This is a genomic window from Xanthomonas sp. A1809, assembly GCF_017746015.1.
In the GTDB taxonomy this organism is placed as follows: domain Bacteria; phylum Pseudomonadota; class Gammaproteobacteria; order Xanthomonadales; family Xanthomonadaceae; genus Xanthomonas; species Xanthomonas euvesicatoria.
Genome location: NZ_JAGHWZ010000013.1, coordinates 29,802 through 45,591, shown reverse-complemented (window position 1 = coordinate 45,591; position 15,790 = coordinate 29,802). Strand labels below are relative to the sequence as shown.

6 protein-coding genes are annotated in these 15,790 nt (G+C 68.7%); 1 reads left to right on the top strand and 5 read right to left on the bottom strand.

The features are described from left to right. Window positions 1-20 precede the first annotated feature (20 nt). A complete protein-coding gene (locus tag J7396_RS16885; protein WP_008571145.1) occupies window positions 21-311 on the top strand; it encodes a DUF2782 domain-containing protein in 291 nt (96 codons plus the stop codon). A gap of 356 nt (window positions 312-667) precedes the next feature. Here the strand turns inward: J7396_RS16885 and tssA are convergent, their stop codons facing one another. The 5 genes from tssA to J7396_RS16860 are packed head-to-tail and all read right to left on the bottom strand — an operon-like array spanning window position 668 to window position 15,788. Beyond that, complete coding sequence (tssA, locus tag J7396_RS16880) at window positions 668-1,711, bottom strand: type VI secretion system protein TssA (RefSeq protein ID WP_127167698.1); 1,044 nt, start codon at window positions 1,709-1,711, stop codon at window positions 668-670. 49 nt (window positions 1,712-1,760) lie between these two features. Beyond that, a complete protein-coding gene (locus tag J7396_RS16875; protein ID WP_209261774.1) occupies window positions 1,761-9,944 on the bottom strand; it encodes a filamentous hemagglutinin N-terminal domain-containing protein in 8,184 nt (2,727 codons plus the stop codon). Window positions 9,945-9,955: 11 nt separating this feature from the next. Beyond that, a complete protein-coding gene (locus J7396_RS16870; protein ID WP_209261787.1) occupies window positions 9,956-11,632 on the bottom strand; it encodes a ShlB/FhaC/HecB family hemolysin secretion/activation protein in 1,677 nt (558 codons plus the stop codon). After that, window positions 11,629-12,090: a hypothetical protein gene (locus J7396_RS16865; RefSeq protein ID WP_209261773.1), complete on the bottom strand. Its 462-nt coding sequence runs from the start codon at window positions 12,088-12,090 to the stop codon at window positions 11,629-11,631. Before J7396_RS16865 ends, J7396_RS16870 begins: the two co-directional genes overlap by 4 nt. Next, window positions 12,087-15,788 carry a protein kinase gene (locus J7396_RS16860; protein ID WP_209261772.1) on the bottom strand — a complete coding sequence of 1,234 codons (3,702 nt, stop codon included), beginning with the start codon at window positions 15,786-15,788 and terminating at the stop codon, window positions 12,087-12,089. Before J7396_RS16860 ends, J7396_RS16865 begins: the two co-directional genes overlap by 4 nt. Window positions 15,789-15,790: the final 2 nt, after the last annotated feature.

Here is a 15,790-nt window from a genome sequence, read left to right as displayed (position 1 = left end):
GATCAACACGGATAACGACAATGAACAAAGCACGTCTTTTGCTGCTGCCGTTACTGCTGCTCGGCGGCTGTGCCACCGGCGGCGGCGACCGCGCCGGTGGCGATATCCCGGCTGGCGCCGATGTCACCAGCAAGACCATGGGCAACGGCGACAAGGTCGACGAATACCGCGTCAACGGTCAGCTGGAGATGGTGCGGGTGACGCCGGCGCGCGGGGCGCCCTACTTCCTGTACGACCGCGACCATGACGGGCATACCGACGCGGAAAAGGACAAGGTCAACAAGGTGTATTGGCAGCTCTACAGCTGGTGATTGGGGAGTTGGGATTCGGGATTCGTGGGGCATGCGTCGGGCGTTGAAACGCCCGGTGGCGTTGCGTTTTTGATCTGCGGTTCATTGCCTTGGCCGAATTGCCGCCGTGCCCGGAGATGTCCCCTTGCGCACAGCGCGCCGCACACCCGCGTGGTGCGCTTGCGGTAGCGCTGACGATGGGCTGCCGGCATGCAGCGGTGCCCGGTGCTCTTTCACACGATTGGGCGCTACTCAACCGTGTTCACGATCGCTGGGCGCACCGCTCAGCGTGCCCTGCCTGTCCAGCGCAACCGCTGCTCGGCGTTCCCTGCCCGGCGGGACACCAGGTGCTCGGGTTTCTTGCCTGGCGATGCGGCTCAGGTTTCTTCCAGCGGGCCGGTGACGCGTTGCAGTTCGTCGATGCCGGCCGGGGCCAGCTCCTTCATCAGCGCCAGGAAATCGCAGCCGACCAGGCGTTGGGCGCGGCGCAGCAGCATCGGCACCGGGCTGGATGGTTCGTGCCGGGCGTAATAGGCGCAGATCTCTTCCAGCCGCCGCTTCACATCCTCGGGGCCGGCGATCTCGTCGTTGCGGCGGGTGGCACTGGTTGCCGTGGCGGCGGCGTGGCCCTCGCCGGCAGCCTGCTCACCGTCTTCAGTGACCGCAAGGACGCCCTGCCGCGCTTGCCAATGCGGCAGTACGAAGCGCTCCAGATCGCGCAGGTCGGTCAGCAGCGGCCGCAGGTCCGGCGCAGCGGTGCCGACGCGCTCGCTCAGCAGCGCATCGATCGCGCGCGCCTGCCGCAGCGCCTCGGCAATGGCCTGGGCGGAGGTGGCCAGCGTTTCCGGCGCGCAGTCCTGGCAGCAGGCTTCGATTTCGGCCAGGCTGGGGCCGCTCTGGCCGTCGGGCAGCTTGATGCTGCCGTTGGCCACGCGCAGATCGCGCAGGCTGAAGCGGCCCAGCCGCGGCGACTGCACGAACGCGGTGGTGCGCAGCGCACCGAGCAGGCCCATCGGGTCGCTGAGGCCGACCAGCGCATTGATGCGCGAGGTGGGGTCGTTGTCGTCGTCGGCATCCAGCTGCGGATGCACGCTGTCCCAATGACGCTCGAGCAGGCCGTGGATCAACGCCAGCGCATCGGCCCAGCCCGGCAGGCCGCGCAGGCGCAGCCAGGCGGCGCCGAGCTTGCCGGCCACGCGCAGGTCGCGGCTGCGCCGGCTCAGTTCCAGCGCCAGCGCCTGCACCTTGTCCCAGTCCGGTTCTTCGGCGGCGATGACGCTCTCGCCCAGCGAGCGCTCGGCGCGGACCGCCGATTCGCGCTCCAGGCGCAGGAACTCCGGGTCGTATTCCAGATCCGGTCCGGCCGGGGCATCGTCGCCGAGCGGCGCCAGCAGGGTCTCCAGGGAACTGTCGTCTTGCATGGCACGGCCTCCATCGGGGAAGCCGCCGCGGTGAGCGGCGGCAGGCAGGTCACTCGGGATTGCAGACGGCATCCGGGTCGCCGACATCGCAGGCCGGCTGCTGGTCGTCGGGCAACCGCAGGCCGGGGCGGACCAGGCCGAAGGCGCGGTACGGGGTACCGCTGGCCGACAGGTCCACGAAGGCCACGGTGCGGCTGGCCGAACTCTGCGCACGGCCGGCAAACGCCGAGGCCGGCACATTGAAGCCGGAGCCGCCGGCCAGATCGAGCAGGCTGCCGTCGACCGTCGTGGCGTTGAAATAGGCCGGCGGCGCGCCGATCGCCGCCACGGTCTGGGTGCCGGTGCCGATCACATAGATCGGGTTCTGCTGCGTACCGATCTGGCCGGTGGCGGCGAAGGTGCCGGTGCCGTTGCGCAGCGGCGCACGGCCGTCCTGGAACAGATTGCCGCGGACCGACAGGAACATCGCGCTGTTGCCGGCATCCACGCTGTAGCTGCTGCCATTGGCCAGCACCAGCAGCAGATCGCCGCCATTGGTGAAGCTGAACCCATTGCTGGCGACGAAGTCGCCCAGGCGTACGACACGGTTGTCGACGAAGCCGGCCGCATCGCCCAGCACCACCGCGCCGCCTGCGCTACCGCTGAGCAGGCCGGCGGTGATCGAACTGCCGGCGCGCTGGCGGATGCCGGCAGCGGCCTGCAACCAGCTGGTGGCGCCGCTGAGCTGGCCGCTCAGGTGCAGCTCGCCGCCGCTGCGCAGGCGCAGCGAGGGGCCGCCGTCGACGCGGCCGCTGACCAGCAGCGAGCGATTGCTGACCAGATCCAGGCCTTGCGCGCTGAAGTCGCCGAGCGCGTCGATGGCGTTGCCGCTGCCGGTGAGCGTGACCGCCCCGGCGACATTGCCGCTGAGCTGACCGGCGCGCAGGTTGCCGGCGTTCTGGGTGATCGCCCCGCCGCTGCTCAAGGCCACGCTGGCGCCTTCAACGTCGTGACCGAGTACCACGCCGGTGCCGCCGCGCAGGGCGATGGCGTTGGCGCTGAGCGCGCCAGCGGTGGTGAGCTGGCCACCGGCCTGCAGACGCAGGGCATCGCTGGCTTGCGCAGTCGCCGCCAGGTCGTTGCGATCGGCGATGGCGATGCTGCTGCCGCGCGCCTGCACCGTGCCCTGGAAATCGTTACCGGCCGCATCCAGCACGATCGCACCGGTGCCGGCATCGAGCACGCTGCTGCCCGCCACGGTCAGCGCACCTTGCTGGGTAATGCCGGCAGCGGTGGCCGCAGGCACGGCAATCGCCTGGGCAACGATCGTGTTGGCCTGGGCCGTTGCTGCACTCCCGCTGCGTGCCACCAGCGCACCGCCGACGCGCCCCTGGCCCAGATCCAGGCCGGCGCCGCTGGCGACATCCAGTGCATCGACCTTCAGATTGCCCAAGACCAGCGCATTGCGATCGCGCACGCTGGCCGCGCCGCCGCTCAGGCTCACCGCCGCCTGGAAATCGTTGTCGGCATCGGTCAATGCAATGGCAGCGCCACTGCTGTTGATGCGGGTAATGCCAGTGACGGTCAACGCGCCGCTCTGGGTGACGGCGCCGCCACTGCTGGCCGCATCCAGATCGCCATCGACCAGGCCAACGCCCAGATTCAGCGCGCCGCTGTTACGGACCTGCAGGTCGCCGGTGTTGAGCGTGCCCAGGGTCAAGGCATTGGCATCGCGCACGCTGCTGGCCCCGCCGCTCAGGGTGAGCAGGCCCTGGAAGTCGTTACCCGCCGCCTCCAGGGTGATGGCGCCGCTGCCGGCATCGACCGTGGTGTCGCCTGCGACGAGCAACGCGCCACCGGTCTGGGTGATGGCGGCATTGGTGCTGTTCAAGCGCAGCGCGTTGCCTGCCGTGAGCGTGTTGCTCAGCGCGATGCCATTGGCGCCGGTCAGTTGCACCGTGCCACCGCGCAAGGCGCCGGCGGTGCGCAAGGTGCCGCCGTTGGCTGTCAGCGTCAGCGCGCCGGTGCCGGTGTCGATCTGGCTGGCCGGCATGTTCAAGTCACCGCCGGCGACCAGCGAGATCGCCGCGTTGGCACCGCTGCGCACCGCAGCGATGCTGAGGTCGTTGCGATCCTGCACGGCGATGGCATTGCCGGTGAGCGCAACCGCGCCGACGAAGTCGTTGTTGGCATCGGTCAAGGCGATGTCGCCACTGCCGGCATTCAAGCTGGATGCACCGCCGACCGACAAACCGCCGCTCTGGGTGATCGCTGCATTGCCGCTGGTGCCGTTCAACGCGCCACGCACCACCCCGTTACCGAGATTCAATGCGCCACTGCTGTTGGCGGTGAGTGCATTGGTGGACAGCGTGCCGAAACTGAGCGCGTTGCCGGCGATCTGCACGTCGCCTGCCGTGAGATTGACCACGCCGTTGAAGGTGTTGCCCGCGGTATTGAGCGTGACGTTGCCACTGCCTGCATTGACGGTGGTGGTGGTGCCAACATCGAGTGCCGCGGCGGTCTGCGTGATCGCGGTGTTGCTGCTGCTCAGCGACAGCGCGTCTGTGGTGGTGATGGTGTGGCCGATGGTGAGACCGTCGCGTGCGGACAGGGTGACGTTGCGGCCGCGCAAGTCGCCGCCGGTGCTCATGCTGCCGCCATTGGCGATCAGGGCAAGATCGGCGGTGCCGGTGTCCAGGTTCTGCGCGGAGAGGTTCAGTGCGCCGCCGGCGGTCAACGCGATGGTGCCGTTGGCAGCGGCGTTCAAGGCATTGATGGTGAGGTCGCCGCGATCGGCCACCGTGATGCCGGTGCCGGTGAGACTGATGCCGGCGCCAAAGCGGTTGCTGCCGTTGTTGAGCGCGATGCTGGCGCTACCGGCATCGACGGTGCTGGTGCCCACCACGTCGAGTGCGCCGGCGTTCTGCACGATGGCGGCGTTGGTGCTGCGCAGGGCGAGCGTGTTGGCGGTGACGGTGTGGCCCAGGGTCAGGCCGTCGCGTCCGAACAGCGTCACGTTGTTGCCACCCAGGGCTGCGGCCGTGCTCAGTGCGCCGCCGTTCGATGCCAGGGTCAGGTTGCTGTTGCCGACCGCGATAGCCTGCGACGGCAGGCTCAAGGTACCGCCGGCGGTCACTGCAACACTGCCGTTGCCGGTGCTGGTCAATGCGGCAAGACTGAGGTTGTCGCTGTCGGTCACGCCAATGCCGTTGCCGGTCAGGCTGACGCTGTTGAAGTGATTGCCGGCTTGCAGCAACGAGATCGCACCGGTGCCCGCATCGACCGTGGTGGCGCCGCTGACCAGCAGTGCGCCGCCGCTTTGCGTGATGGCGGCATTGCTGCTGGCAAGCGACAACGTGCGCGCGGTGATGTTCTGGCCCAAGGCCAAGCCGCTGTTGGCGCGCAGGCTCACTTCATCGCCAAGCAGTGCGGCAGACAGGCTCAGGCTGTTGGCGATCAGGTTGATATCGCCGCTGCCGTTGTTCAACGTCGTGCCTGGCAGGATCAGATTGCCGCCGGCGGTCAGCGCGATCGTGCCGCCGTTGTTGCTGGTCAACGCCGAGAGCGTGAGATCGTTGCTGTCGCGCACCGCGATGCCGGCGCCGGTCAGGCTCATGCTGCCCTGGAAGTCGTTGCTGCTGTCGATCAGCGCGATGGCGCCGCTGCCGGCATTGAGGGTGGTGGCGGCATCGACGATGAGTCCGCCGGCCTGGCCGATGGCGCCATTGCCGCTGCTCGCAGCAAGGGTGCCGGCAACGCGGCCGCTGCCCAGGTTCAATGCGCCGTTGCTGGTGGCGGTGAGGTTGGCGGTGTTGAGCTTGCCCAGCGTCAACGTGCTGCTGTCGCGGATCGACACCTCGTTGCCGGTCAGGCTCACTGCACCGCCGAAGTGATTGCCGGCACTGCCCAACGCGATCGCGCCGGAGCCGGTGTTGAAGCTGGAGGTCGAACCGATGCGTAAGGCGCCTGCGGTCTGATTGATCGCACCGTTGCTGGTGGACACCACCAAGGTGCTGCTGTCGATGCTGGTCGCCAACGTCAGTGCGTTGGCGCTGAACAGCGAGACCGCATTGCCGGCGAGATCGCCGCCCAATGTCAGCGTGCCGTTTTCTGCGCGCAGCGTCAGGTCATCGCTGCTGGTCAATCCGCTGCCGGGCAACGTGAGCGAGTTGCGTGCGGTGAGCGCGATGGTGCCGGCGCCACCGTTGTTGAGCGAGACCACGCTGAGATCGTTCGCATCGACCACCGCGATATTGCGGCCGGTCAGTGCAAGGCCGTTCCTGAAGTCGTTATCGCGTGCGAGCGAAATGGCGCCGTTGCCGGCATCGACGGTGGCAAGGCCGCCGACGTCGAGCACCCCTGCATTCTGGAAGATCGCGTTGGTGGTAGCAGTCAGGCCCAGGCTGCCACTGGCGGTGACGTTGTGATTGAGCACGATGCCATCGCGGCCGCTTAGGCTCACATTGCCGCCATTCAAGCTGCCGTTCGTGCTCACTACGCCGCCATTGGCGATCAGGCTGAGCGCGCCGGTGCCGGTGCTGAGGTTTTGCGTGGGCAGCGTGAGCGCGCCGCCGGCTGTCAGGGCGATGGCGCCATTGGTGCCGTTGCTGATCGAGGAGATGCGCAGATCGTCACGATCGACCACGCTGATGCCGGTACCGGTGAGGCTGACGCCGCTGCGGAAATCGTTGCTGCCGTCGGTCAGCGCGATGGCGCCGCTGCCGGCGTTGAGGGTGGTGGCGGCATCGACGATCAGTCCGCCGGCCTGGCCGATGGCGCCATTGCCGCTGCTCGCAGCCAGGGTGCCGGCAACGCGGCCGCTGCCCAGGTTCAATCCGCCGTTGCTGGTGGCAGTGAGGTTGCCGGTGTTGAGCGTGCCCAGCGTCAGCGCGCCGCTGTCGCTGATCGACACGCCGTTGCCGGTCAGGCTCACTGCGCCGACGAAGTGATTGCCCGCGCTGCCCAGTGCCAGCGCGCCGGTGCCGGCGTTGAAGCTGGAGGTCGAACCGATGCGCAAGGCGCCTGCGGTCTGGTTGATCGCGCCGTTGTTGGTGGACACCGACAAGGTGCTGCTGTCGATGCTGGTCGCCAGCGTGAGTGCGTTGGCGCTGAACAGTGACACCGCATTGCCGACCAGATTGCCGCCCAATGTGAGGGTGCCGCTGTCTGCGCGCAGCGTCAGGTTGTCGGTGCTGGTCAATCCGCTGGCAGGCAGCGTGAGCGAGTTGCCTGCCGTGAGTGCGATGGCGCCGGCGCCACCGTTGTTGAGCGAGACCACGCTGAGGTCGTTCGCATCGGCCACTGCGATATTGCGGCCGGTCAATGCAATGCCGTTCATGAAGTCGTTATCGCCTGTGAGCGAAACGGCGCCGTTGCCGGCATTGACGGTGGCCAGCCCGCCAACGTCGAGCACGCCCGCGTTCTGAGTGATTGCGGCGTTGGTGGCAGTCAGGCCCAGGATACCGCCGGCGGTGACGGTGTGATTGAGCGCCACGCCATCGCGCGCGCTCAGGCTGACGTTGCCGCCGCTCAAGGTGCCGAGCGTACTCAAGGCACCGCCATTGGCGACCAGGCTGAGTGCGCCGGTGCCGGTGGAAAGATTCTGCGTGGGCAGCGTGAGCGCGCCGCCGGCTGTCAGGGCGATGGCGCCATTGGTGCCGTTGCTGATCGAGGCGACGCTTAGATCGTCGCGATCGACCACGCTGATGCCGGTGCCGGTGAGGCTGACGCTGCTGCGGAAATCGTTGCTGCCGTCGGTCAGCGCGATGGCGCCGTTGCCGGCGTTGAGGGTGGCGCTGCCATCGACGATCAGTCCGGCGCTCTGGCTGATGGCGCCATTGCCACTGGTTGCATCCAGGGTGCCGCGGACGCTGCCGCTGCCCAGGTTCAACGCACCATTGCCGGTGGCGGTGAGGCTGCCGGTATTCAGCGCACCCAGCGTCAGCGCGCCAGTGTCGGCGATGCGCGTGTCGCCGCCGGTCAGCGTCACCACGCCCTGGAAATCGTTGGTCGCTTCATCCAGTTCGATGGCGCCGGTTCCGGCATTGACGGTGCTGGTGCCGGTGGCGGTCACGCTGCCGGCGGTCTGGGTGATCGCGCTGTTGGTGGTGGTCAGTGCCAGCGTGCCGCTTGCTGTGACGTCATGCCCCAGAGTCATGCCGGCAGTGCCTGTGAGGTCCACGTTCGTGCCGGCCAACGCGGCGCGCGTGCTGAGGCTGCCGCCGCTGGACAGGGTGAGGTTGGCGCTGCCGGTGTTGATCGCCGTTGCCGGCAAGGTCAATGCACCGCTGGCACGCAGCGACAGCGCGCTGTTGTTGCCAAGATTCAGGGTGCCGATGGCCAGATTGCCGGCAGCGTTCAACGAGATACCGCGACCGGTGGCGCTGACCAGATCGCCAAAGGCGTTGCCGCTGTTGTTCAGGGTGATCGCACCGGTGCCGGCAGTGAGGTTGCTGGTGCCGACGATGGTCAGGAAGTTACCGGCCGACTGGGTGATCGCGCCGTTGTTGCTGGTGGCGAGCAAGGCACCGCCCACCCGGCCGCTGCCCAGGTTCAACGCGCCGTTGCTGATGGCGGTGAGATCGTTGACGTTCACCGCACCCAGTGTCAGCGCGCCGCTGTCGCTGATGCGCGTGTTGCCGCCGGTCAGCGCCACCACGCCCTGGAAGTCGTTGCCTGCGCCGTCCAGCGTGATGGCACCGGTTCCGGCATTGATGGTGCTGGTGCCGGTGGTGGCCACGCTGCCGGCGGTCTGGGTGACCGCGTTGTTGGTGGCGGTCAACTTCAGCGTGCCGCTTGCCGTGACGTCATGCGCCAGCGCGATGCCGCCGCGACCGGTGAGGTCCACGTTCGTCCCGGTCAGCGTGGCGCGCGTGCTGAGGCTGCCGCCGCTGGACAGGGTGAGGTTGGCGCTGCCGGTGTTGATCGCCGTTGTCGGCAAGGTCAATGCGCCGGTGGCACTCAACGACAGCGCACTGTTGCTGTCGAGGTTCAACGTGCCGATCGAGAGATTGCCTGCCGCGTTCACGGCAATGCCGTTGCCGCTGGCGCTGAACAGGCCACCGAAGGTGTTGCCGCCGTTGGTCAGCGAAAGCGCACTGCCGGACTGCAGGAATTGGCTGGTGCCCGTCACCGCCAGCGCACCGGATTGGGACAACGCGACCGTGTTGGTCAGGCTGAGGTTGCCGCCTACATCCAGGTTGCCGAGGCCGCTGATCTTGTTGGCGCCGCTGAAGGTGGCACTGCCACCGATAAAGCCACCCAGGCTGCCGGCGGTGTAGATGCCGGTCTGTTGCACGCCGCGACCGGTGCTCAGGGTGATCGCCCCGGTGCCGGCATCGATGCTGCCGCCGCCGGCGACGTCGAAGCTGCCACCGCCGGAGGCGATGAGCGACACGCTGCCGTCGGGGCCATTGGACAGCGACGCCGCACGAATGGTGCCGCTGTTGTTGATGAGTCGATCGAAGATGCCTTGCGCCGCGCGCGCCTGCAGCTGGATCGCGCCGCCTGGCGCGCTCAGGGTGCCGGAATTGTCCACCGCTTCGGTCGCCAGACTCAGCTGCAGCGGCTTGTCGATCAGCACGCCGAAGCCGCCGCTTTCGAACGTCAGCGTGGCTGCGTCGGCACCGGCGAGCGTGATGTTGCCGGCGGTGGCGGTGATGGTGCCGCTGTTGGACGCCCGGCCACCGATCAGCACGGCCGACCCGGCAGCGGCGTTGATGGTGCCGCTGTTGATGACCTGCGCCACGGTCGTGCCGCCGGCATCCAGGCTGTAGTCGCCGCTCATGAACTTGGACACGGTGGTGCCCAGCGTACTGACCACCAGGCCGCCGACATTGATGTTGGCGGTGTTGCCGATCAATACGCCGTTGCTGTTGAGCAGGAACACCTGCCCGTTGGCGTTGATGTTGCCGTAGATCTGCGTCGGGTTGCCGCTCTGCACCAGGTTGAGCACCACCGAACTGGCGCTGGGCTGGTTGAAGATCATCGTCGCCGACGAGCCGATGTCGAACGCCGACCAGGTCAGCGCCATGCGCGAGGAGGTCTGGTCGACGGTCCGGCTGCTGCCGTTGACGGCATTGATGGTGCCGGTGCCGCCGGCGATGCTGCCGCCGGTCGGCAGCTGGTTGGCCGCCACCTGGGCCAGGCCGCTGACCGGCATGGTCATCAGGGCGGCTGCCAGCGCAACGGCCAGCGGGCAGTGACGCAACGGGAGCGTGCGCGGCGAGGTCGCGGTATGGATGGTGGCGTGCATGCGCAGATCCCTCAGAAAGTGAAGCCGAAACGCGTGTAGATGCGGGCGTCGTCGCGTCCGTCGGAGGCATCGCGCGCACCGGTCGGAAGCGCGGCGCTGATGCGCCACTCGAAATTGGCGTACTGCGGCAAGCGGAAGGTCAGGCCCACGCCGGCGGCATCGAAACTGGCCGGCGCCAGGCGGCCATTGGCGGCGAACACGCGGGCGTGGTCGGCGAAAACATCCAGCTCCAGCAATTCGCGCCAGGGCCCGCCATTGAACGGCGATGCGGCATCGGCAAAACCGGGGGCATCGATGTGGTATTCGAGCGCGGTGTAATACCCGCGGTCGCCCAATGCATCGGAGACCGGATAGGCGCGCACGCTGTCGGGCCCACCGACAGCGAACTGCTCCATCGGGGTCAGCGTGTCGTCGCTGTATTGGCCGTTGAACTTGAAGTACAGCCGCTGCGTGCGGGTGAGGTATTGCAGGCGCGTGTAGGCCAGCCGCGCGATGGTGAAATAGCTGTCGCGACCGGGGCTGATCTGGTCCACCGCCGCCGAGCGGTCGCGCAAGGATTGCCGCACGCTCCCCTGCAGCAGATCCACGCCGCGCCAGCGCAGGTCGGTGCGCCGCAACGACAGGCCCAGTTCGGCGACATCGAACTGCTGGTCGGACAACTGCATGCCCAGCGCGCTGAGCTTGGATTGCTCGCGCAGATAGCGCGCCGAGCCCTGCAGCTGCAGCGTTTCGGTGTTGATGAATTTCCAGTCGGCGCCGGTGTAGACGATGGAGGTCGGCCCCTTCAGGCCAAGCCGGGCGAACACGCCGTTGCGCACTTCCAGTTCGCTGCGGCTGGCGCCCACCACCGCGCTCAGGCCGGACACGCTGCCGATCGGCAGGCCATAGGACAGCGCGCCGATCTGGCTCTGCCGCGGCGCCAGCGAATAGGCGTAGTTGGCGGCGAACACATCGCCCAGGCCGAGCGGACTATTCCAGGTGATGCCGGCCTGGGCGCGATAACGGCCGGTCAGCTCGGTGCCGTAGTTGTTGCCGCCCAGGGTGATCACATACGGGCGGGCGGCCTCGCTGGCGACCAGCACCACGTCGGTCTCGCCTTCCTTCTGGCCCGGCTGCAGCACCGACGACACCGACACGCCCGGCAGATCGCGCGCATACAACAGCGCGGTGTCCACGTCCTGCTTGCGTAGCGGGCGGCCCTGCAGCTGGCGCAGCGGCGCCGACAACGCATTGCCGCGGTAGCGTGCGGCGCCCTGCACGCTGATCTGGCCGATGCGCCCTTCCAGCACGCGGATTTCGATCAGTTGGTCGGGCCCTGGCGTCTGCGCCGGCAGATAGGCCGTGCTGACGATGAAGCCGGCCTGCCGGTAGGCGCGGGTGACCGCATCGGCGACTGCCTGCAATTGATCGAAGCGCAATGCCACCACCGGCTGGCCCTGGGCCAGCTCGGCGAAGGCAGCGTCGGCCACGGCCTGCATGCGGGCCGGGTCGATGCCGGCTTCCGGGTAGTGGCCCACATCGCGCACGCGAAAGCCGCGCACCTGCACGGTGACCGCCTCGGTCCGGTCCCTCATGGCCGGCACCGCCGCTGCCGACTGCGCAGCAGCCGTGGCATCGGTCGGCGACTGCGCCCACCCAGGTGCGGCCAGCAGTAGGCACGCGGACACCGCCGCGGCCAGACACGTCATACGCATACGTCCATTTCCCCTGAGACCATCCGGTGTTGCGCATGGCCGACGTGTCCCGCTGCACACGCAGGCGCCACGGCGGCGACTGCACGGCGATCGGCGTGTCTGACCTCGCCCGTTGCTGAACGTCGATCAAACCCCGACGTACATTTATGCAATGTTAGCAAGATTATTGCGATGAGCATCACGATTATGAAGACCGCTGCCACCTGACTGCGCAGTTTGCGTGCGACCGGATGCGCCGACAGCGGGCCCGGCCGGGCATCAGGCGAACTCGGCAAGGCGTTGCGCAGGGTCACCCCCTGGGTCTGGCGGGCGGCGTCCAGTACGCGCCGACGGCGTGCGCGGTACTGCTCGCGGTCGAGTTGGCCCTGCTGATGCGCCAACGCCAGCGCCTGCAGCTGCGCATTGGCCGGGTGCGCAGCGGCAGCGGTGGGCGACGGCGGGGCGGCGCTCACGGCAGCTCCCGCAGCACGCGCAGGCCCACGTCCGGTTGCGCCGAGCCGTTGTCGGCACGGCTGGCCTGCACCGTGCAATCGGACCAGTAGCTGGAAAAACTTCCGCCGCGCGCCTGCACGCCTGTTCCGGTCGATACCCATTCCCAGACATTGCCGGTGAGATTGATCAGGCCCCAGGGATTGGCATCGCGCCCGCGTGCCGACACCGGTGCGCGCGCGGCATCGCCGGCACTGGCGTTGGGCGGCACGCAATTGCTGTCTTCGGCCTGCCGCCAGTTGCTGGCCGCCTGCGCGGCATGCAGCCACTCGGCATCGCTGGGCAGCCGGTACCGCCAGCCGCCGCTGCCGATGGTGAGCCAGCGCAGATAGGCGCGCGCCAGGGTCAGGCTGATATTGCGCACCGGCGCGCGCGCCAGCTCCGGGGTGGCGGCGGCCTGGGCGGTACAGCGGCCGGTGGCCTGGCAGAACAGGTTGAAATCGGCCACCGCCACTTCGCCGCGCGACAACGCGTACGGCTTGCCGCCGGCGATGGCCGGGATCACCACCAGCATCGGCCCGCGGGTCTGCCCGAGTGTGTCGAAGCACGCCGCAGCACGCCCGGCCAGGCCGGCGCAGGGATCCGGGCCGGTAGGCACCGGCGGCAGGCTGTCGGTATCGTCCGCGTTGGCGGGCAATGCCGCAGCGGCGGGGTCGCGCGCAGTCGTTGGGGTGGCGGCGGGCTTGGCAGCGGATTTGCCGCGCGCCGGTCTTGCGCCGGCGGCCGGCGCAGCTGTCTCGGTGGCGCCGCCCGGCGACACGCTGGCGTCGGCCGGCGCATCGGCGGCGGGCGCGCGTTGCAGACGGGCCGACAACGAGCCTTCCGGCAATTGGCCGGCCGCCTTCATCTGCGCCTCCAATTGCGCCAGCGCGGTGGCGTCGGTGCGATAGAGCGTTTGCAGGCGCCCGGCGAGTTGCTGGCGTTCGCCGGGCGCCAGCGTGCCCGCGGTCATCACTGCGGCGGCCACCGCATAACGGGTTTGCGCGCTGCGCAGTTCGTCGCGCTGGCCGAGTGTCTGCAGCCCTTGCCTCAGCAGGTCGGCCGCCTGGGCGTATCGCCCGTGTGCGAACGCATCGCCGGCGGTGTTGCGATACACCTGCGAGAGCAGTTGCGGGCCTTCGCTGCGCAACAACGGATGGTCCGGTTGCAGGGTGCGGATGCGCGCCAGCGCATCGCGGGTCTTGCCCAGATCGTTGGCGGCGGCGGCGCGGCGCAGCGACTCGATCCGCGCGGCCAGTTCGGACTCGGCGCTTTCGCGTGCCAACGCTTGTTCGAGCTGGTGCTCCAGCGTCTGCAGGCGTGTGCGCTGGGCCAGCAGGCCGGCCGATTGCGGGGCCACGCCCAGGCCGACATCCACCAGCGCCTGCGCGCTAGCCAGCTGTGCGGGGTCGCTTTGTGCGGCAACCGCCGTGCTGATGGCCTCGGCCAGCGCGCTGCCCTGGCTGCTGCGCTCGGCCACCGGCAGTGCGGCCAGTGCGGCGTCGATACGCGCGCGCCAGGCCGGGTCGGTGCTGGGGTTGGCCAGATCGGCAGCCAGTGCCTTGCGCGCGCTGTCGGCATCGCGCGGCGCGGCGGTAACCGGCGTGCGTTTGGCTTGCTGCTCGGCCACGCCGACCTCGGCGCTGCGCAACTGCAGGCGCAACGAGTCCGGAAACGCTGCGCGCGCCTGTTCTACTTCGGTCCGCGCGGTGGTGAGTTGCCCGGCCGCCACCGCCTGCGCGATGGCCGCGTCCAGGCGTACTTCCAGTGCGGAATGGCGCAGCAGGCTGCTGCCCGGATCGATGCGGCGCACCTGGTCGAGCGTGGCCAGTGCGTTGTCGGGCCGGGTGCGGAACAACAGCCCGGCATCGAGCTGGCGATTGAGCGTGGTGTCGAGCGCGTTGAGGCGTTGGTTCTTTTCGCGCTCGATGGCCTGGCGACGCGCATCCAGCGCGGGCGAATACAGCCGCAGCCGGTCGCGCAAGGCGAACACCTGCAACGCGCCGCGGTAATCGTCGCGGCTGTTGGCCGGATTCCACAGCGCGTCCAGGCGGCGCAGCAGGAAATCTTCGATAAGGTCGCTGCGGTCCATCAGCACGCGCCGGCGGTCGTCTGCGCTCAGGCTGGACAGCGCCTGCATGACCTGGGTTTCGTCGCGGTACTGCTGCGGGTCCTGCGCACCGAAGCGTGCGATGACCTCATCCAGATGGCGCTGATGCAGATAACGCGATGCGCCCCACCCGCCCACGCCGACCAGCGCGAGCGCGGTGGCGCCATAGCCGATCAACGGCAGCGCGCGCTCGCGCAGCGGCACCTGGCGCAGGCCGTCGAGCAGTTGGTCCACGCGCGTGAGCCGCTGCGCAGCCGGGAATGCCACGGCCGCGCACAACGTGGCGCACTGGCGACGGGTCAGGCCCGGCACCGGCGGCGGGCGGCGGCCTTCGCGTAGCGCCACTTCGGCACTGAGTTTGTCGAATGGGTGCTTGCCGTTCAGCAATTCGAAACACACGCATCCCAGCGCGTACAGATCGTCGGCCGGGGTGGGCGCCTGTCCGCGGATCATTTCCAGGCTGGCATAGGCCGGTGTCAATGCACCCAGGGTGGCCGCATCGAACACGGTCTGTTCGCCGGCGACATCCGCCGCATGCTTGCCGGCGCGTGCGATGCCGAAATCGAACACCTTGGCCACGCCATCGCGGGTGACCATGACGTTGCCGGGCTTGAAATCCGAATGCACGATGCCGGCCGCGTGCGCGCGCATCAGCGCCCGGCCCATGCCCTCGATCAGCGGCCAGGCCTGCTTGAGCGGCATGCCGTTGTAGGCCTGTTCGCGGATCAGCGTTTTCAGGTCGCAGCCGTCGATGTATTCCATGGTCATGAAGACCAGGGTGCGATCCTTGTCGAAGTCGTACACGCGCACGATGTTGTCGTGGGCCAGCTTCTGCGAGCGGCGCGCTTCGCGCTGCAGGGCGACCAGTGCGTCGGGATGGCGGCGGAACTCGTCGCTGAGCACTTTGACCGCCAGCCACGGGTCGCGGTCGCGTGCTTCCACCTTGCGTTCGTCGCGGGCCAGATACACCACCCCCATGCCGCCGCGGCCAAGTTCGCGTTCGAGCTGGAAGCGGCCCTTGAGCAGGCTGCCGACACCGGCATGATCGCCACCGGCGGCTTCGGCCAGGTGCTGCCAGCTGGACAGGCTGGCGGTACCGGCCGTGCCGGTGCCGGTGCCGGTCTGCGTGCCGAGGTGGGTGGGCGTGCCCAGCCCCAGGCTGGTGAGGCTGGGCGCATCGCCGGGCAGGGGCTGCGCCGGTTGCACGCGGGTGATGTCGTCTTCGACCATGCGCGCCGGGCCGGGTCGTGGCATCACCACGGTGGCATCGTCGTCGACCATCGTTGGCGTGGGTGTTGGCTGCTGCGTTGGCGTTGGCGACGGGGCAGGCGCAGGCGCAGGCGCAATCGCACGATCGCGCAACGCATCCAGCCGGCTCACCAGCGTGGTCACGGTGGCATCGTCGAGCAGGTGCTGGCGTTGCAGCGTCCACAGCGTTTCCACCCCGGCACGGTATTCGGCCTCCGGTACCGCGGCGCGCTTGCCCAGCGCGGCCAGGACGGCATTGAGGTCGAGCGCGCCGCGGCGCATGGCGGTGACCAGTTCGGTCACGGTGGCGGTGTCTTCGTGCATGC